Below are 18,910 nucleotides of genomic sequence, written 5' to 3' on the forward strand. Positions count from 1 at the left end.
TATTTTTGGCTAGCAAAAAGGCTGCAAGATTAATAAACATAATTTTTGACTTCACAACTTACTATACCCTATACTTAGGGAAACAGACAAAGATTAGGGGGTAATTTTATTATGAGTAATTCAGAAACTGTTAAAGTAAATATCAAACCTGAAGCTGCAGATAAGATTAAGGGCCAAGTTAAAGATGGCCAAGTAGTTTTGTTATCATTGAATGATGGTTCTAATAAGTATTCTGACGTTGGTGGTACATGCACCGTTGGTTCAAGTTTTCAATTTGTGATTTTGGATCAAAAAGACCCTGACTTTACAATTGAAGTTGAGAACAATGCAGGCCTTGACTTATATACTAGTCCTGCTGAAATGCAATACTTAGGTAACGACTTAGTTGTTGATGAAAAGAATGCAGCAATGAGTCTTGCAGACGATGGCGGCGTGATTGACGGTGCTGTCACAGTTAATGAATATAATAAGTAAAAATAATGGCAACTAATACGCTAAAACTTTTTAATTAAATGCGAAAAGACAGTCTAATTTAGATTGTCTTTTTGTTTTTGTGAAAAAATAAATGGTAATAAGTTACTTTTAAAGAAGCATCCTTGCCTGCTTGAGCCTTACGTGGTAAACTAAATGAGATTTTCGAAAATCTGAAAGGAAGTATAGTACTATGCGTAAAGGTGAAAATTACAACACTGGTTGTGAACCAAACCAAAGACCTAAGAACAAGAAAAACGGTAAGAAGCGTGTTGCTCACGTAGCAGCAGTTGTTGCTTTCTTGAACAAGGCCAAAGCAGACGAAAACAAATAGTCTGAAATAAAAACGATAAAGGCGGATCAATTGTGATCCGCTTTTTTTCTTACCATAATTTGGGGTAAAATTGACTTAAGAAGCATTTAGCCAAAAGGAGCAGTGGTAAAGTGAAATTTCAATGCAGTGCATGCGGATTGCGCATCAATTCAAGACACTTTAAACAAGCGGGGTTAATGAATCCACAATTGACCAGCATTTGTGATATCTGTATTCAAAGTGGAAAAGAACCAGCGGACTTTGCCAATATGGCGGTTGCAATCTTTGCCCAAGGACTGCTCTATACTTTTATTGGCAAAAATGAAACAACAGAAGATGATGAAGAGGCCGCTTTTTTGGTGACCAAAAAAGATCAGCGAAAACGTTATGAGGCCTTTATCCAAGATTACGATGGAAATGAGTTGGCCCAACAGCAGCTTAAACGAACCGAGTTTAATCAAGCAATAATTGACAGTGAAACAGGAAAAAGCGACTTTCTTCCCAGCCTTGAATTAACCTTTGCCGAAAACCTTGAAAAAATGGGCTTGAGTGTTGATTTTAAACTTAATGAAGTCGACTATATTGATCGTGAGCGTATTCGGGCCAAGTACCATTATCGCTGCCAATACTGTGGCCGAAGGGGACGCAGTGTTGATCATAAGGATCCCGTTTCCCTTTCACACAATAATGACCTCGATAATTTGATTCTTTCTTGTCAGGAATGTAATCGAATTAAGTCTAATATGCCTTATGAATTGTTTGTTAAGCTGAACAGCCAGATTCCCCAAGTCAACCAGAAGCTGGTAAAGTATGAAAATGCATTGGCAACACTTAAAGGAGAGTTTGAACAAAAAAGACGTGAATTAGCGGCAAAAATGCATCTTAAGGGTGTGGTCAATGATCCAGAACTAAATCAGATGCGTAAGCAAAATAAAAAGTTACAGGATGCAATTGATAGCCTGGATAGTGACTATAACGAGTTGCGTTCTTTACGTGAACAGCACTTTATGACGGGCTGGAAATTAGCCCAAGAAAAGGAAAAAGACGATATCATTTGATTTTAAAGGACTAAAATAAGTTGTAAGAGGAGGAATAAAATATGAAATTTCAAAAAGTAAAACGAACTAATCTACCAAAAATAGGCATTGGTGTAGCTTTGGCACTCTTAGGAATGACGAGTGGAAGCGGCCTTACCTCGCATGTTTTTGCGGCCGCTACTGCACCTGCTGCAAATGATAAAACCGATAGCACACAACTGGCTAACACAAATACTGCTAATACTCAGCTGGGCTTTTGGACAGGTACAGATGGAGATTGCACGTGGAAATATGATGTTCTGACTAATACATTGACTATTAGTGGTGCTAAAGGTGCACAACTTTCCAGCACACCTTTTACTAAAGAGCTCAGTTTGGCTGGAAATATTAAACATATCTCTTTTGAAAATCCTGTACAGCTGGCACCTGATTCAAAAGAAAAATTTGCTCAATTAAGTTCACTACAAGATATCAAAGGCTTAGACAAAGTTGATACTAGTAAAGTAACTAATATGTCAAAGCTCTTTTTAAGCGATTCGAACTTAACGGATCTTGATGTCAGCCACTTTGACACTAGCCAGGTAACTGATATGAGCCAAATGTTTTTTGGTTTAGGAGCGCCCGAACTAGATGTCAGTCACTTTGATACCAAAAATGTAGTGAACATGAACAGCATGTTTGAATCCGCAAAGGCCAACCAGTTGGATTTGAAGAATTTCAATACATCCAAAGTAACCGATATGGGAAATATGTTTAACAATACTGTTGTTAATCAATTGGACTTAGACCACTTTGATACCAGTAACGTAACTAACATGGCCAAAATGTTTGCGGATGCCAAGGTTACACAACTTAATCTTAAAAACTTTAACACGCAGAAAGTGACAGATATGAGTGGGATGTTTGCAAATGACAGCCTAACTGATTTAGACTTGAGTAATTTTGATACTCACAATGTTACTAAAATGAACGGCATGTTTGAGAAGCTTAAAAAAGTAACTAGTCTTGATTTAAGCCATTTCGATACCCAAAATGTAACAACAATGGCGTATATGTTTGCAGACGCATCTGATTTAGTAAAGGTAAATACCACTGGCTGGGATACACGTAACTTAACAGACACTCAGTATATGTTTAAAAATATGAATAGCCTAACAGATTTCGACTTGGGCAATTTGAATACCAGTAAGGTTGAGGATATGACAGGCATGTTTTCCGGCTTTAACCATCTTGATCAACTGGACTTAAGTAAATTGGACACCCGCAATGTCATTTATATGGTTGGTATGTTTGAAAAAGTTGCAAACGTTAAGAAAATTGATGTTAGTCACTTTGATGTTCGCAAAGTTACGCGTACTTTCAATATGTTCAGAAATTGTACAGCTTTATCGGAAATAAACTTGAAGGGATGGAACCCCAAGAGTTTGACGGATATGGGAAACATGTTTAGAAACGATAAAAATTTAGTTAATGTCGATTTGGGCAAGCTGAACACTAAAAATCTTTACAGCACGATTGACCTATTCAGAAATGATACCAAATTGGAAACTGTAGACTTACGCGGCTGGAAAACGAGTAAAGTTGTTGAAACTGCTAGAATGTTTATGGATTGTCCTAATCTAACATACGTTAACTTACGTGGATGGAAAATGTCCAAGCTAGATGATTCAACGCAAATGTTCTATCATGATAAAAAGCTGACTGGCGTTGATCTTAGTCATTTTAATATTCATAACAGTCAAATACTACTACAAGCTGGCAATCCTGAAGGTTTTGCAGTCAAGTTAGGACACTACAAGTTGCGCAAGAGTTCGGGAGTGGGTAAAGGCTTTAAGCATATTCAAGCTGTTGGCAAAGGAACAATTAGAAACCCTAAGGGCAAAAAGTATACTGCAAAGCAGCTACAAAAACTTTATAGTCATTCTGCCAAGAAGAGTCCTAAAGAAACCTATGTCATGTATAATGGCAAAAAACCGCAACTGCCAAAATCATTTCATTTTTAATTTTTAGCAAAATAAAAGGATTAGCTCAGCTTTGAACTAATCCTTTTTAGTTTGTCTTTCTAGCAAACTTTAACTAAAATCTTCGAAGTATAAAGTTTTTATCTGTGTTTTAGTGGTTTCTAATAGCCAAAGTGCTTCGTCTACCTGTGCCAATGTTGCTTTAGTTGACCTTAAAACAACAGCTGCGTTGACTAAAGCATAGTCATAACCAAGTGCAAGCCCAGCATGGCGGCTACTGCCAGTATCATTTTGCTGCTCAGAATCAAAGGCTTTCTGTAGCTGTGCTTTATCGTTGTCAGTTGCTATTTTTTGTTTCTGTTCAGCTTCTAATGGAGTATTTAAAGGCGAAAGTTTTATACCGTCATAAAAGTTCACATCGCTAGCTTTGACGAAACTGTTAACGGAAATTATTTTTTCAGTCGTAGATAAAGTACTCTCATTGGTCTTTTCATCATCTGTAGGACTGCTTAATTGCGTTCCGTCATTATTGTTGAGGTCTTTTCTGTTAAAGCTGCTGCTTAGAAGATGGTAATACAATTCAGCTTTGTTTTCAGCCTTATTCCAAATATAGAATAAGCCATCAACATTGAAAACAGACAGCTCTGCAGTATTAAAACTAACCCCAATAGGATTACCTGTGACATCATACAGCTTAACATTTGTAGAAGCCTTTGATTTAACGAAACTACAGACTTGAGCAAGGTAATCGGAAGTAGGTAAGTAGTTTCTCAAACTGATATAATTTTCATATATGTATTCGTTAGGATGATCATGCAGGCGGAAAATATAGCCTTCAAAATCTTCGGCCCAAGGCTTAACAGCTAAATCAACTTTTATTTTCTGTCCCTTTTTTAAAATACGTTTTGTTTTCTGATTTTTGATAGTTTGGGTTGCTGTCGTTTCTAAGACGGTGGCTGTTGTGACACCATTATAAATTAGGGGGTAACCATCAAGACTTGTCACATTATTGGCTTTGATATAATGGTTTTGTCCGATTGCATAATAATTTTTGCCCTTAATTTTAGTGAGTGGAAGATAGAAATAATGCTCATTACCATCTGATTTATAATACTTACTATAATAGTATTTTGGCTTGGATTTGGCCTCTTTAACTGCGCCTTGATACTTAACAATGGCTCGTTTAGGTAAAGTATAACTGCTCTTATTACCGGCTTTAGTGTATACGGCTGATTTTTGATTTAAAACCAATTTGCCTTTTTTGCTGTTTTTACCGTTGACTTCTTTGATATCAGCCATACTAATGTAGCAATCACTACCAATATTATAGAATTTTTGACCATTAATTATTTTGGTGCCGTAGTATTGCATAACATCTGCATTAAATTCTGGAATGTACTTGTAGCCATTGACATCATCGTCAGCATAAGGCAGATATTTGTTCTTATTTTTAATTTTATGACCATATTTATTATAGAGATGGGCATCGTAGATTAACGTGATTTTCCCCTTTGCGGCCACTTTACTGCTTTTAGCAGCGGCAACTATTTGCGTTTGGCTAAAATTAGTTAGAAATGGAGTGGTAACTAAAATCAAAGCAGTCATAGCCAATTCAATCTTTTTTGTTAGTTTCATGATTTATCTCCTTACTAATCCTTTCTATTAAATTTATTATAACTTAATATAGAGGTAGAATAGTACCTGTCTTACAGTAAAAGAATAACAGTCTGGCAAAGTTTAACTTAAGTTTTAAATTATTAATTAGTTTTAAATAAAATACCCTTATAATTAGAGTAAGAGAAAAGAGGCGTCAAGATGAAATTACCCAATTTAGTCAAAAAGACAGGGATAGGCATTGCAGCAATGGCATTAGGTTTAGTCGTAACGGTGCAAACCAATTTAACTGTAGCTGCTGCAGCAGAGACCCCTACTGTTGTCCCAATTAGTGCGACTGACTTGCTATCTGATGCCGGTCTTTGGACTGGCACTGATGGTGGCTGCACATGGAAATATGACATTATTAGCAGAACCCTGCGGATTAGTGGTCCGCAAAAGAGCAGTCAATTATCAAGCACACCGTTTTTAGAGCAGTTTAACTGGTCTGGCAATATTGAGCATATTGTATTTGAAACGCCGGTTAAAATGGCTCCGAATTCGGCAGAAAAGTTTGCCGGTCTTGAGCATTTGGAGGATATTACGGGCCTCGATAAAGTTGATACTAGTCAGGTGACAAATATGTCTTTGCTTTTTGTCAATGACAAAGCCCTAACTAAAGCTGATGTTAGTCACTTTGATACCAGTCAAGTGACTAGCATGGAACGAATGTTTGACAACACAGCATTAACAGAAGTAGATTTGAGCAGTTTTAATACAAGTAAAGTCACAAATATGAGTGGTATGTTTAGAAACAGCCTGATGAAACATCTTAATCTGAAAAGTTTTGATACCAGCCAAGTGACCGATATGGGAGAGATGTTTGCGGATAGCGAGGTGATAGAACTTGATCTAGCTAATTTTGATACTAGTAATGTCACTAACATGGCTGGTATGTTTGCTGAAGTAAAAGTTCCTGAACTAAATCTTAAGCACTTTAACACTAGTAAAGTTAAAAATATGTCTAGAATGTTTTTCAGTACCGAAAATCTGTCAAGTCTTGATCTGAGTAGTTTTGATATCAGTCAAGTGACTGATATGGAGAGAATGTTTTCGGGTAGTGCCATCAATCATCTGGATTTAGCTAATTGGAACACCAAAAACGTCACTAGCATGAAAAGTATGTTTCAAGGGTGTTCTGACTTAACTAAACTTGACTTAAGTGGCTTTAATACTGGTAATGTTACAGATATGTCGGGAATGTTTGCAAAATTCGCTCATTTAGATCAGCTAAATTTCAGCCACTTTGATACTAGTAAAGTTAAAGATATGGAAAAAATGTTCGCCCACAATCCGACGGTTGCTAGTTTGGATTTAAGTAGTTTTGATACCAGTAGCGTTACTAATATGATCTCGCTGTTTTCTGGAGACAGCTCTTTGGCCGAACTCAATTTAACGGGCTGGAACACCAAGAATGTACGCTGGATGAATTCAATGTTCAATGGCGCCAGCAGTCTAAAAGACATTGACTTGAGACACTTTAATACTACCAACGTTACTGATATGCTTAGAATGTTTAAGGGCGCAAAAAGTCTTGAGCAGCTTGACCTGCATACTTGGGATACACGCCAAGTTACCAGAGCTAGCCAAATGTTTATGGACTGTGATAATCTTGTTTTTGTTGATCTACGTGGCTGGCGGTTACCAAAAATGTATGATTCAACGGAAATGTTTGCTAATGATCAAAAGCTCGCTGGAGTTGATTTAAGCCATTTTAATATCCATAATAGTCAGATTTTGAAAAATGCTGGTAATTCAAAAGGCTTTGTTGTCAAGCTCGGGCATTATCGCATACGTAAGAGTTCAGGAGTAGGTCAAGGATTTAAACATATTCAAGCTGTTGGCAAAGGTACAATTACTAAGCCTAAGGGCAAAAAGTATACTGTAAAGCAGCTACTTAAACTGTATAACCATTCGGCTAAAAAGAGCCCTAAAGAAACTTATGTCATGTATAATGGCAAAAAGCCCCAGCTGCCTGAAGGGTTCAAGCTTAAATAGATAAGACAAAAAAGGCTAGTTCGTTTTTTAATTACGAATTAGTCTTTTTGTTTATGTTAAAAAATTAATCACCCGGCGGAGTAGACATAGTTGTCAGCTGCTTTTTAGCGGTTTTAACATACCAGACAGCCTCATCTACCTGTGTGACAGTTGCCTTATCAGACCTTAACATAGCAGAAGCGTTTCTTAAGGCACAATCATAATTAGACATAAGATCATGATAAGCGCTATTTTGTGCTAGATCTTTTCCTTCATTAAAAAGTGTGAGCAGTTCCTGTTTGTCAGCTCCTGTCGCAATCTTTTGCCCATTTTCAGCCTGCGCAATTGTATTCAGGGCTTTAAGCTTTAACCCGCTGATGTATCTCACATCGTTCACCTTAATAAAGTTATTGCCATAGATTAGTGCTTGCTTTTTTGCAGGGTAAGTTGGCTCTGAATTTGGCACCGGGTTTGGTTGGTTGGCATCAATCACACTAGCGTCACTGTAATTTAAACAATGATAAAACAGTTCCGCCTTATTTTCCTCGGGTACCCAGAGATACATTAAGCCATCAACTTTCAGATTACTGTATTGTGGCTTTATAATGCGTTTACCAATTGTCTTGCCAGCTGTGTCATAAAGTTCAGCGCTGTTGTCTGTCACTGGCGTAACGTAAGTATAAACTAAGTCGCGATAGTCAATGATAGGCAAATTCTTTTTCAATTTAACATCGTTCTCATCAACATATTCATCCGGATAGTCGTGCAGTCTGTAAAGATAACCCTCAAAGCCATCATTTTGGTAAGGAATAACAGTTAAATCAAGTTTAATTTTCTGTCCTTTTTTCAGTTTACGTTTAACGGCAGAATAATTTACCGTTATGCTGGCGGTGTTCTTAAGAACAGTCGCTGACGAAACACCGTTGTAGCGAGCAATGTGACCATTAATGTAGCCGACGTTAGCTGCTTTAATGTAACTATTATGTCCTAAAGAGTAAAAATATTTTCCTTTTATTTTGTGGGTAGATACGTATTTAGGCTGGAAGTACCTTGCGACATCCTTAAGGTAGTAAAAATATTTGGGTGTTTTAGTAGCAGTCTTAGCTTTTCCTTGGTACTTAACAACTGTATTAGCTCTTAGTTTCTTTCCCGTTGTTTTGCCAGTCTTGGTGTAAATCAGTGCATCGTGTTTGATAGTCAATTTACCTTGTGTGATATTGCGCCCATTGACTTTTAAAACATTAGCACTATTAATGTAATAGTTATGCCCTAAGTAGTAAAATTTTTGTCCGTTAATTTTTTTAGTGCCGTAGTAGGGATAACTGGTTCTACTGTCATCATCATAAACTATCATTTCTGTAGTTAAATAGCCTTTGGGATCAGCGCTAAAGCCGTTAGGAATGTTATAGCTATGTGTACCCCGATTTTGCTTCAATTTTATTTTATGGCCTGACGGGTTGTAAACATAATCGCTCTCAAGCAGCGTGACTTTTCCTTTGATTTTCTGAGCTGCTTCTACTGTTTGGGGGTTAGCGGTATATGGCAAAAATAGAGTGGTGGATAGGGCCAGGGCTGTTAAGCCAATGCCAACTTTCTTGAAAAATTTCATTTTATGACCTCACAAAAAATCTCTTAAGTTAATATCATTGTACCCTAAACTGATATTTAAAATGGTTTTATTATATAAATTACCTAAACTTTTGCGTGGCTTTCAATATTTTCGCGTGATTTAGTTAGTTTTCAAATTAAGCAATAAAAATAGAGTTAAACCACTCTTATTTGGTGGACTAACTCCATTTTTTTAATTTAACTCCATTCAGCGAAGTTTAAAGTACTTAATTGAATTTTGGTTGTGTCAAGTAGCCAAATTGTCTGTTTTACTTGTGCAATCGTTGCTTTTGGAGATTGTAAAATAGAAGAAGCAATCATCAAAGCATTATTATAATTGCTTACTGCACTTTGTTGCTCACACTTAACATTCTTGTTATTCTTATTTTCCTCAAATTTTCTTTGCAATTCTTGCTTATCCTTATTTGTTGCTACTTTCTGATCGTTCTCAGCATCTTTAGCAGTATTGAGAGGAGTAAGTTTAATTCCGCTTGCAAAAGTAACTTCACTAGCTTTGACGAAGCTGTTAGTATAACGCATCTTATCTTCTGTCGATTCAATTAGTTTATTGTTTTTATCAAACTCTGGTTTTTTAAGGTCAGTGCCGTCGTTATTAACAAAATAGCTTCTGTCTATTCTGTAGGTTAAAAAGTGATAAAACAGTTCTGCTTTGTTTTCGCTAGGTACCCATAAGTAATAAAGACCATCAACGGTCAAGAGGTTTTGCTCACGGTTCCTGTAACTGATACCTGTTGGAGTACCGTCAAAATTATAGAATTTAGTATTTGTCGTAGTATTAGGCCTTACATAGGTGAATGTAAGTTCATCGTAACTTGATGTTGGCAAATAGTTTCTCAATTTAATGTAACTTTGACCAATATATTCGTTAGGATAATCGTGCAGGCGATAGATATAGCCTTCAAAATCTTCTGCCCAAGGCGCAACCGCTAAATCAACTTTGATTTTTTGACCCTTTTTTAGAACGTGCTTAGTAGAATCATTGGCTAATGTTTGAGTTGACGTCTTTTTGAGAACAGTAGCATAAGTAACGCCATTATACATAAGAGGATACCCATCTATGCTATCAACGTTATTTGCGCTAATATAACGATTTTTCCCTATTGCATAACAGTCTTTACCATTAACTGTTTCTGTCGGCAAATAATAAAAGGTTGCCTTTTGCTCAGAAACGTTAAATTTTTCAAAGTAATATTTTTGCTTGGATTGAGTTTGCTTAACCTGCCCCTGATAGTTAACGACAGATTTGACTGGTAGAGTTTCGCCTTTTAGTTTACCGGTTTTAGTATAGATTGCAGATCTGTGATTCAAAACCAGCTTACCGGTCTTAGAGCTTTTGCCGTTAACGTTATTGACATCACCGTCATTAATATATTCTCCTTGACCAATTTTATAGTATTTTTGCCCATTAATCATTATTGTGCCGTAATAATCTAAGGAGTCGACATCAAAAGAGGAAACATAGCAGAAACCATTAACATCTACTTCAATTACAGAATAATTCCCGTTTTTTCTTGCTTTAAGTCTTTGACCATATTGATTATATACGGGTGCGTCATTAACTAAAGTAATTCTGTTTTTAGCTAGTTTTTTTGTTTTTGGCGCAGCTTGGACTATTTGAACATGATTTAGACTTGGCAGAAGTGGACTAATTGTTAATACTGCTGCGGCTATACCAAGACCAATTTTCTTAAAAATTCATATTTTCACCTCATTATATGTGATGTTGTACCCAATATAATTATAACGTGGACTAGTTAATAAAGTTAGAGCAAACGAATGTTCTTTTATTTTTGCTAGCGGACAAATACTTGTATAATTAGGGTAAGTAAGTGTTTAGATGTAAATAAAGAAGATGTAATAATGAAGCAAGAATCATTGTTTGCAAATAATGGTGAAAATGAGCCATTAGCTAACCGTGTACGTCCCCAAAATCTAGATCAATTTGTAGGACAGGAACAACTTTTGGGACCAGGAAAAATATTGCGGGAAATTATTGATAATAATCAAGTTTCTTCAATGATTTTTTGGGGTCCACCGGGAGTTGGGAAAACAACTTTAGCAGAAATTATTGCTAGGCAAAGTCAGGCCAGCTTTTTCAATTTTAGTGCGGTTGATAACAGTATTACCAAGATTCGTAAAATTATGAAGCAAGCTGAGCAAGAACACGAAATGGGACAAAAGACACTAGTCTTTGTTGATGAGATTCATCGCTTTAATAAAGCACAACAAGATGCATTTTTACCCTACGTTGAGCGTGGCAGTATCACTTTAATTGGAGCTACTACTGAAAATCCTTCGTTTGAAGTCAACTCGGCTTTGCTATCACGCTGTAAAGTGTTTGTTTTAAAGCCTCTAGAAGTTGCTGACATTATTAAGCTATTGAAAAATGCGCTGGCCAATCCTAATGGTTTTGGCAAGCTGTCAGTTAAAATTAGCGACCAAGAAGTTAAAGCAATTGCCAAGTTTGCTAACGGTGACGCGAGAACAGCATTGAACACGCTGGAAATGGCGGTTTTAAACGGTCATAAAACTGGCAATACGGTCAGTGTAACCATGGATAGCTTGTCGCAGTTAATCACGCAAAAGTCAGTCTTGTATGATAAAGACGGTGAGGAGCACTACAACATCATTTCAGCGCTTCACAAGTCGATGCGTAACAGCGATGTAGATGCGGCAATTTATTGGCTGTCGCGGATGCTTGAAGGTGGAGAAGATCCACTATATATTGCTCGCAGATTGGTGCGCTTTGCCAGTGAAGATATTGGCTTGGCGGATACTAATGCATTAAATGTAGCTATCAATGTTTTTCAGGCTTGTCAGTTTTTAGGGATGCCTGAATGTGATGTGCATTTGACTGAAGCAGTGATTTATCTGGCACTTGCTCCAAAGTCAAATGCGGTTTATAAAGCTAGATTAGCTGCTGAAGATGATGTCAAAAAGACGATTGATGAACCAGTGCCATTACAGATTCGCAATGCACCAACCAAGTTAATGAAGGACCTAGGTTATGGCAAAGATTACCAACTGGCTCATTATGCTAAAGACAAGTTAACGACAATGAAAACTATGCCGCCGAGTTTAGAAGGTCATGAATATTATTTGCCAACTTCGCAAGGTCATGAAGACCGCTTTAAAAAGAGGCTGGAGCAGATTAAAGAATGGCACAGAGAAAACGATGATTAGGGCGAAGCTAAGAGGGTATATAAAAAGGTATTAGATCAGGAATCTAATACCTTTTTTGTTACAACTAATAACATTTATACTTTTAATTAGTGGATATTTATAGGTTCTTCAGTAGGTTTACCCGGAAGTTTCTTAATATTTATCAGCTTTTTCTTTAGCTTGGAATGATACAAGTAAGAGCCATTATTTGATAAAAAGACGACGCCGGACTCTTTGCCATCTGTATCTTTTAAGGTGAAAGTGCTGTTACTTACACGTTTATAAGTACCTCTTTCAAATTTATGCCCGTCTATGTATATGGCATATTTGGGTTTCGTGCCACACGAAATTTCTACATGAGGATTTAAAGCATTTCCTGGCGTTGCAGTATTAGTAAAACCACCATAAATGGTAGGCGGTTTTCTAGTGGTATAGAGCAAAAAGCCTAATGTTACGATAAGTAAAAGTGCGAGAACGCAGGTGCTGATTTTGTAGCCGTTTTTCTTCATGAATTTTTCTCCTGTTGATAAGGTAAAAGAAACTGGTTTAACCAGCTAATATAAAAGATGGGTTCTATTATCTATATATAATAATAGAAATAGATTTTTGTCAAACGTAATTAAGCAAGATATAGAGCCGTGATAATGTAATTATTTATAAATAAGGCAGTTTGTATAGCTTATATAAAGTTGAAAGTTTTAATTGTAGAATGGGAACGTACCAGCATAAAACTGCTCAATTATTGTTTGATGTTGTTGGTTGAAAATTGGTGGCAGCTCAGTGGATTTAAAGTACTTTAAGTCCAAGGTTTCAGAGCTCAGTTCTTGTGTAACTTCGCGTGCTTTTTCTACGACAAAACTAATGACAACAGCTTGAGCAATGTCACCGTTAGGGTAGTGTTGAATTTGATTGGTAGAAATACCAAGAAGAGTTTTGACTGTAACTTCTAGTCCGGTTTCTTCGCGAAATTCACGTTTGCAGGCATCTTCAGCCGATTCGCCAAACTCTAAAGCTCCACCTGGTAAACCCCAGCAATTAAAATCACTACGTTTTTGCAATAATATTTCATTGTTAGAATTGACTAACACGCCACCTGCAAAAGCTAAGATGACAGGGTCATGTCCTACTTTTTGTCTTAGTTCTTTGATATAGTCTTTAGTCATTTTGACCTCCAAAACATGCTATGATGATGTTTACCAAAGTATAACTAAAAAAATGCTCCATTTTTTTGGAACATCTTTTTATTTAAAGTTAGTTGTTTTGAAAATTACTCAAGAACTTCGCTGTTTTCTCATTTTGTGGATGATTGAATAGTTGGTCTGGTTTACCTTGCTCGGCAATTACCCCGTCACTGATGAAAAACATTTGATCAGAAATTTCTTTAGCAAATGCCATTTCGTGCGTTACGATAATCATCGTTAAACCGGTTGTTGCCAAGTTTTTCATAACGCTTAAAACTTCACCGACCATTTCAGGATCAAGAGCACTTGTGGGCTCATCGAATAATAAAATTTCCGGATCCATCGAAATAGCACGAGCAATGGCAACACGTTGCTGTTGTCCACCAGAAAGTTGACTTGGGCGGGCGTTGATGTATTGTTCCATTCCAACTTTTTCTAAGTTGGCAAGGGCGACTTTACGTGCTTCGTCCTTGGAACGTTTTAAGACGAGCTCTTGGCCAACCATGCAATTAGCTAAAACATTTTTGTTTTCGAAAAGATCGAATTGTTGGAAAACCATCCCAACTTTAGCACGGTAAATATTACGATTATAGTTTTGCTCAAGGACGTTTTCACCGTGGAAGTGAATTTCACCAGCTGTGGGCTCTTCCAGTAAATTAATGCAGCGTAAAGTGGTTGATTTACCACCACCTGACGGGCCAATAATAGTTGCGATTTCGCCTTTTTTAATATCAAGTGAAATATCGCGTAACACCTGGTGTTGTCCAAAAGTTTTTTGCAAATGCTGTAAGCTTAAAATAGTTTCATTTGATTCAGTCATTATTTTTTGGCCTCCATATCCTGAGTTGTGCCTACTTGAACTTGATTAGCCATTAAGTTGTAGTTTTTGTTTCCTTGCAAGTGCTTTTCAATCAGATTAAAGATTCTGGTAATTGTAAAGGTTAAAATCAGGTAGATAGCTGAAATTGTCAGGTAAGTTGGGAAGAACTTAAAGGTCTGACTGGCAATTGTTGTACCGACAAAGAAAAGTTCAGAGACTGAAATGATACTCAAAACAGAAGTGTCCTTGATATTAACGATGAACTCGTTAGTAATTGAAGGTAAACAGTTCTTAATAGCTTGAGGCAAAATAATATGCCACATTCTTTGGTTATGGGTCATTCCTAGTGCGCTGGCAGCTTCAAATTGTCCTTCTGGAGTGGAAATAATTCCACCACGAATAATTTCTGCTAAGTATGCGCCTGTGTTAATAGAAACAATTACTAGTGCAGCAAGTGTACGATCGATATTGATGTGCCAGAATTGAGCAATTCCATAATAAATTACGGCTGCTTGTACCATCATTGGGGTACCGCGGAAAACTTCAATATAAACGGATAGGAGCCAGTTAATAAACTTCGAAAACCATCTTTTACCTCTGCTAGTTGGGGTAGGGATAGTCCTAATAATACCAACGAAAAGACCGATGAAGAAACCGGCAATCGTACCAACTGAAGCAAGAAGAAGGGTCATACCAATACCACTTAAAATCATGCCCCCAAATTGTTTCCAAACACTGACGAGCCAAGGATCTTGTTTGCCTTTCTTGCTAGTTTCATCAGTTTTTGGTTGTTGTGAAATGGCGGTAGTCATTAGCTTGGTTCTTTCAGAATTTGGAATAGTGGCTAAGACTTGGTTAACTTGCTTGAGTAAATCTTTGTTTGGCTTGGCGATTCCGATTGCAGTAGTTGAATCCTCTTTAGAAATGCGGAAGCCGGCCATTTTACTAATTGGAATTGCCTTGATGTCAGGGTCAACCATTTTAAATGAGGTTGATTCGGTATCTTCGGCAATATAGCCATCAATGGTACCAGAAATTAAGCTTTGACGCATTGCAGCAAAGTCACGCATTGCGGGTTGTCTCTTGGCACCTTTAAGTTGCTTAATTAGTGCATAGTGCGAAGTACCTTGCTGAGCGGTTAACTTAGCACCTTTAAAATCGTTTAACGTTTTAGCGTTGGCGTATTTACTGTTGACTTTTGTAATAACAACAAAAGTACTGTTTCGATATGGTTTAGTAAAATTAATCGCTTTTGCACGCTCAGCAGTTGGACTCATTCCGGCAATAATCAGGTCAGCTTTGCCACTGGTTAAAGCTGGAAGTAAACCATCCCACTCAGTCTTAACTACAACAACCTTACGATGCAATTGTTTACCAATTATTTTTGCAATTTTAACATCATAGCCGTTGGCATATGTGCGTGAGCCTTCAATTGGCACCGCACCATTTTTGTCTGTAGTTTGAGTCCAATTATATGGTTGGTAGTTGGCCTCCATTGCTACCTTTAGTTCACCATCATCTTTTTTGGCATTAACTTGTGTAATACCAAAATTGCTTGTAATGATGAAACTAAGAATCACCGTGATTAGAGCGGTAATCCACTTATTTCTTGACTTCATTTTGAAAACCTCCGAGAAATCTGTTTCAAATAAAGCCAATACAATAAAAAGCGTAAATAAAAACCTCGCTGTTTACAAAACAACGAGGTTATAATTGATCATATTTTAGACAAATCATATAGCGCTCCCCAGTATTAACTAGGACAGTCTGCAAGATCTTCTCCTGCAGCCCAACAAAAGCATTAAAACGAATAGCACTTTTGTTTCGGCGATAACTCTTACACTAATCTTCATTGTGTTCGTTCACTCAGATTAGTTTCGTAATTACCGCAACCTCTATTGCATTGGAAATTATTTAACTTAATCAACAGGATAGGCTAAAAAGGTTAACTTGTCAACAGCTATAAATCAAATGTGTACTCTTACCAGTTTTTATATTTAAAATTAGCACTTATTGCCAGCCATTATTAGAACGATAATCATTTTTCTTCATTCGCGAAACATATGGATTGCCGGCAACAAAAAAACGTAATGGTTTATTTGCCCATTCCAATTCAGATTGGTTGACACCGATGCGGGCACTCTTAGCAATTTCTTGCGGTCTTTTTTGATGTTGATCATTTAAGTCGATTGCAAAGGGTGAATCACTTAAAAAATGTAGATCCCAATTTTTATCATGAATGCCAAAAGCCTGCATCATTTTAGCGGGGCCGTTTGTTAATAAAACTCCGTCTTTGCCTGAGCGATTACTAATCATTTGTTCAATTCCCCAGGCAGGTTCAATTGCTCTGATTAAGACACCTTGTGGTTCATCTTTTGCTTGAGTTGCAACATCGAAAAAGAAGTATTGTCGTTGAGCATAAATATAGATTGTTCCGCCGCGGCCATAAAGACCTTCGTTTGCAGGACTACGATGACCACCATAAGAATGTGCCGCACGATCCTTTTTTCCTAAGTATGCTTCTGCTTCGACAATGTAACCGCCGAGAGTGCGCTTGCCATCGTTGTAAGTTAATGGTCGACCAAGTAGATCGGCACCAATTTCTTCAGTTGAGTGGTTAGTAAAGTAAGTTGAATAATCCATTTTTCCCTTGAGTAGTACACTAGATTTAACAAAGAGGTGAATAAAGTGAATCAGATAAAATTAGTTCGAATTTATGAAAAAGAGCAACCTGCGGGGTACCGCATTTTAGTGGATCGATTATGGCCACGAGGTATAAGCAAGACAGATGCCAGACTTGATGTTTGGGCTAAGGAACTTGCACCCAGTAAAGAGCTTCGCAAGTGGTTTAATCATGATGATAATAAATTTATGCAATTTAAGCAAAGGTATCTAGCAGAACTTGAAGCAAATTCAGCCATGGTCGAGTTTGTGTCTCTAGTGAAACAGCAGTTGCAGAAACAAGACGTGTTGTTTTTATACGGTGCTAAAAATAAAGAGCATAACCAGGCGGTTGTGCTCAAAGAAAAAATTATTTCTCAATTATAGTTAACGACCATGCTTTTTAAGCCGTAAAAAGTGAAACGCAATTGTGATAATTAAGACACCAAAAACAATGATCGCAAAAACAGTGTTTGGTAATTCATAGTGAAGTGGTGGTAATGAAACAAGCAATTTTAATGCTATAATTGCAATCAGGACGTAGGCCATTGGCTGCAGTTCAGGAATAATATCCATTAATTTGATAATTATTTCGGCGACGCCTCGCATACATAAAATTCCAATCATGCCACCAATTAAAACAACAACTGGATTACTCGAGACAGCTAGTGCGGCCAAAACAGAATCAATTGAAAAGACGATATCCATTGCTTCAATTGAAATAACTGTTCGCCAGAAGAGTGATAAAAAGTGTTTGCCCTTTTTGGGTGAATGTTGTGCAATTTTTTCGCCTTCGGCTTTTTCTTCAGCTTGCGCTTTTTGCGGATGACGCTGATCGTAGAAAAACTTAAAGGCTAGGTAAAACAGGTATAAACTACCCGCTAACTTAATTTCCCAAAAGTTAATTAGGTAAGTGCCAATTCCGATTACAATAAAGCGAAAAATATAGGCTCCCCACATACCATAGAATAGCGATTTTTCTTGCTCTTTCTTGGTGGGTAATACCTTAGTCTGTGCGGCTAAAACAACTGCATTATCAACTGAAAGCAGACATTCCATTAAAATAAGTGTCAGAATGATTAGCCAGTCCTTGCCACTGGTTAAAACATGCAGCCAATTGCTAGCACTAAAAAATGGAGCATACATTTTAATAATTGACATTTAAAAAACTCTTTTCTAAGTGCTCAAACTGAATAAATAATCAGTTCGCGCATTAAACAATTGCTAGTATTTTACCACAAGGCAAGAGATGTGCTCCTAATAAGTGAAATAAATTATAGACTTAGATTTGCTGGAAAACATCCAGTGCATCACCGATGATGGTGGAAATGCCTGCAGCAGGAATAGCCGTTTTATTGATTGCCCAAACCTTTGCGTCCGGCTGACGGTAAGAAAGAAGCTGAGCGAAAGGATAGACTACAAAGCTGGTGCCGCAAATTATTATTAGATCTGACATGCTCATAGCATTAATTGACTTAGAAAGGTTTGATTGGTCGATTTGCTCACCGTATAAGACAATACCGGGACGAATGATGCCGCCACAATTTTTATGGCGGAAAGAGTTAGCATATTCTTGATATGAAACAGGCTGACGACATTTTGTACAGTAAATATCATATAAACTACCATGAAATTCTGTTACATGGTGATTATTTGCCTTATGGTCAAGGTGATCAACATTTTGTGTGATTAGGTCGCCTTTTTCATTACAAAGTTCCGCAATTTTTTGATGAATTTTATTAGGTTGGGCATCAGGAAAATACATATTATTCATGACAAACTGATAGAAAAATTCAGGTCGCTGATAGAGTGTTTCCTCACTTAAAATGGTCTCAGGGCTTTCATTAACTCCATCATAAATCCCGTTTTTTGAGCGGTAGTCGGGAATACCTGAGTGGGTAGAAACACCAGCACCTGTTAAAAAAGTAATGTGTTGTGCCTGATTAAGATCATCTTTAAGTTCTGTTATTTGGGTTGAATCAATCATGGTTATGTCCTTTCTAAAAATGTGTTCCCATCTACTATACTGCTTTTAGCTGCGAAGA

Annotated in this window: 17 protein-coding genes and 1 riboswitch; of the genes, 7 read left to right on the forward strand and 10 right to left on the reverse strand. The window is 37.1% G+C overall.

Going from position 1 to position 18,910, the window contains the following annotated elements; translation table 11 throughout:
• Positions 1-111 precede the first annotated feature (111 nt).
• The 4 genes from F5ESL0263_RS00620 to F5ESL0263_RS00635 all read left to right on the forward strand — a co-directional run bounded on the left by F5ESL0263_RS00620 (position 112) and on the right by F5ESL0263_RS00635 (position 3,824).
• The gene (locus F5ESL0263_RS00620) at positions 112-474 is read left to right on the forward strand and encodes an iron-sulfur cluster biosynthesis family protein (protein ID WP_046305846.1); all 363 of its coding nucleotides are present in this window, start codon (positions 112-114) and stop codon (positions 472-474) included.
• 190 nt (positions 475-664) lie between these two features.
• Positions 665-805, forward strand: a complete 141-nt coding sequence (locus F5ESL0263_RS00625; RefSeq protein WP_090094091.1) for a hypothetical protein — start codon at positions 665-667, stop codon at positions 803-805.
• Positions 806-915: 110 nt separating this feature from the next.
• Positions 916-1,842, forward strand: coding sequence for an HNH endonuclease (locus F5ESL0263_RS00630; RefSeq protein ID WP_122034056.1), 927 nt, complete (start codon positions 916-918; stop codon positions 1,840-1,842).
• A 41-nt stretch (positions 1,843-1,883) separates the two neighbouring features.
• A complete protein-coding gene (locus tag F5ESL0263_RS00635) occupies positions 1,884-3,824 on the forward strand; it encodes a BspA family leucine-rich repeat surface protein (RefSeq protein WP_122034058.1) in 1,941 nt (646 codons plus the stop codon).
• Positions 3,825-3,893: 69 nt separating this feature from the next.
• On the opposite strand, the gene F5ESL0263_RS00640 is transcribed toward F5ESL0263_RS00635, so the two are convergent.
• Positions 3,894-5,417 carry an SLAP domain-containing protein gene (locus F5ESL0263_RS00640; RefSeq protein WP_122034060.1) on the reverse strand — a complete coding sequence of 508 codons (1,524 nt, stop codon included), beginning with the start codon at positions 5,415-5,417 and terminating at the stop codon, positions 3,894-3,896.
• Between the two features lie 180 nt (positions 5,418-5,597).
• On the opposite strand from F5ESL0263_RS00640, the gene F5ESL0263_RS00645 reads away from it, so the two are divergent.
• Positions 5,598-7,433, forward strand: coding sequence for a BspA family leucine-rich repeat surface protein (locus F5ESL0263_RS00645; protein WP_122034062.1), 1,836 nt, complete (start codon positions 5,598-5,600; stop codon positions 7,431-7,433).
• Between the two features lie 64 nt (positions 7,434-7,497).
• Here F5ESL0263_RS00645 and F5ESL0263_RS00650 read toward each other — a convergent pair whose 3' ends face one another.
• Entirely contained in the window at positions 7,498-9,021 is a 1,524-nt protein-coding gene (locus F5ESL0263_RS00650; protein WP_122034064.1) for an SLAP domain-containing protein, read from the reverse strand.
• A gap of 197 nt (positions 9,022-9,218) precedes the next feature.
• Entirely contained in the window at positions 9,219-10,736 is a 1,518-nt protein-coding gene (locus F5ESL0263_RS00655; protein WP_370448829.1) for an SLAP domain-containing protein, read from the reverse strand.
• A gap of 165 nt (positions 10,737-10,901) precedes the next feature.
• Here F5ESL0263_RS00655 and F5ESL0263_RS00660 point away from each other — a divergent pair, with 165 nt between their 5' ends.
• On the forward strand, positions 10,902-12,224 hold the full coding sequence (locus F5ESL0263_RS00660; protein WP_122034068.1) for a replication-associated recombination protein A: 1,323 nt from the start codon (positions 10,902-10,904) through the stop codon (positions 12,222-12,224).
• A gap of 86 nt (positions 12,225-12,310) precedes the next feature.
• Here F5ESL0263_RS00660 and F5ESL0263_RS00665 read toward each other — a convergent pair whose 3' ends face one another.
• The 5 genes from F5ESL0263_RS00665 to F5ESL0263_RS00685 form a co-directional block, all read right to left on the reverse strand.
• Complete coding sequence (locus tag F5ESL0263_RS00665; protein WP_122034070.1) at positions 12,311-12,712, reverse strand: hypothetical protein; 402 nt, start codon at positions 12,710-12,712, stop codon at positions 12,311-12,313.
• A gap of 189 nt (positions 12,713-12,901) precedes the next feature.
• Complete coding sequence (locus tag F5ESL0263_RS00670; protein ID WP_122034072.1) at positions 12,902-13,366, reverse strand: NUDIX hydrolase; 465 nt, start codon at positions 13,364-13,366, stop codon at positions 12,902-12,904.
• An 88-nt stretch (positions 13,367-13,454) separates the two neighbouring features.
• On the reverse strand, positions 13,455-14,204 hold the full coding sequence (locus F5ESL0263_RS00675; RefSeq protein WP_122034074.1) for an amino acid ABC transporter ATP-binding protein: 750 nt from the start codon (positions 14,202-14,204) through the stop codon (positions 13,455-13,457).
• Positions 14,204-15,823, reverse strand: coding sequence for an ABC transporter substrate-binding protein/permease (locus F5ESL0263_RS00680; RefSeq protein ID WP_122034076.1), 1,620 nt, complete (start codon positions 15,821-15,823; stop codon positions 14,204-14,206). The genes F5ESL0263_RS00675 and F5ESL0263_RS00680 overlap by 1 nt, the downstream gene beginning before the upstream one ends.
• 111 nt (positions 15,824-15,934) lie before the next feature.
• A riboswitch (Lysine riboswitch) is annotated at positions 15,935-16,110 on the reverse strand.
• A gap of 104 nt (positions 16,111-16,214) precedes the next feature.
• Positions 16,215-16,847, reverse strand: a complete 633-nt coding sequence (locus F5ESL0263_RS00685; protein ID WP_122034078.1) for a DNA-3-methyladenine glycosylase — start codon at positions 16,845-16,847, stop codon at positions 16,215-16,217.
• A 45-nt stretch (positions 16,848-16,892) separates the two neighbouring features.
• On the opposite strand from F5ESL0263_RS00685, the gene F5ESL0263_RS00690 reads away from it, so the two are divergent.
• Positions 16,893-17,252 (forward strand): DUF488 domain-containing protein, encoded by a 360-nt coding sequence (locus F5ESL0263_RS00690; RefSeq protein ID WP_122034080.1) that lies wholly within the window; start codon positions 16,893-16,895, stop codon positions 17,250-17,252.
• Here the strand turns inward: F5ESL0263_RS00690 and F5ESL0263_RS00695 are convergent, their stop codons facing one another.
• Together F5ESL0263_RS00695 and F5ESL0263_RS00700 are read right to left on the reverse strand one after the other, a co-directional pair.
• Complete coding sequence (locus tag F5ESL0263_RS00695; RefSeq protein WP_109715027.1) at positions 17,253-18,026, reverse strand: TerC family protein; 774 nt, start codon at positions 18,024-18,026, stop codon at positions 17,253-17,255.
• 121 nt (positions 18,027-18,147) lie between these two features.
• Positions 18,148-18,852 (reverse strand): NAD-dependent protein deacylase, encoded by a 705-nt coding sequence (locus tag F5ESL0263_RS00700; protein ID WP_122034082.1) that lies wholly within the window; start codon positions 18,850-18,852, stop codon positions 18,148-18,150.
• Positions 18,853-18,910: the final 58 nt, after the last annotated feature.

Origin of the sequence: Lactobacillus sp. ESL0263 (genome assembly GCF_003692845.1) — a bacterium.
In the GTDB taxonomy this organism is placed as follows: Bacteria; Bacillota; Bacilli; order Lactobacillales; family Lactobacillaceae; genus Lactobacillus; species Lactobacillus apis.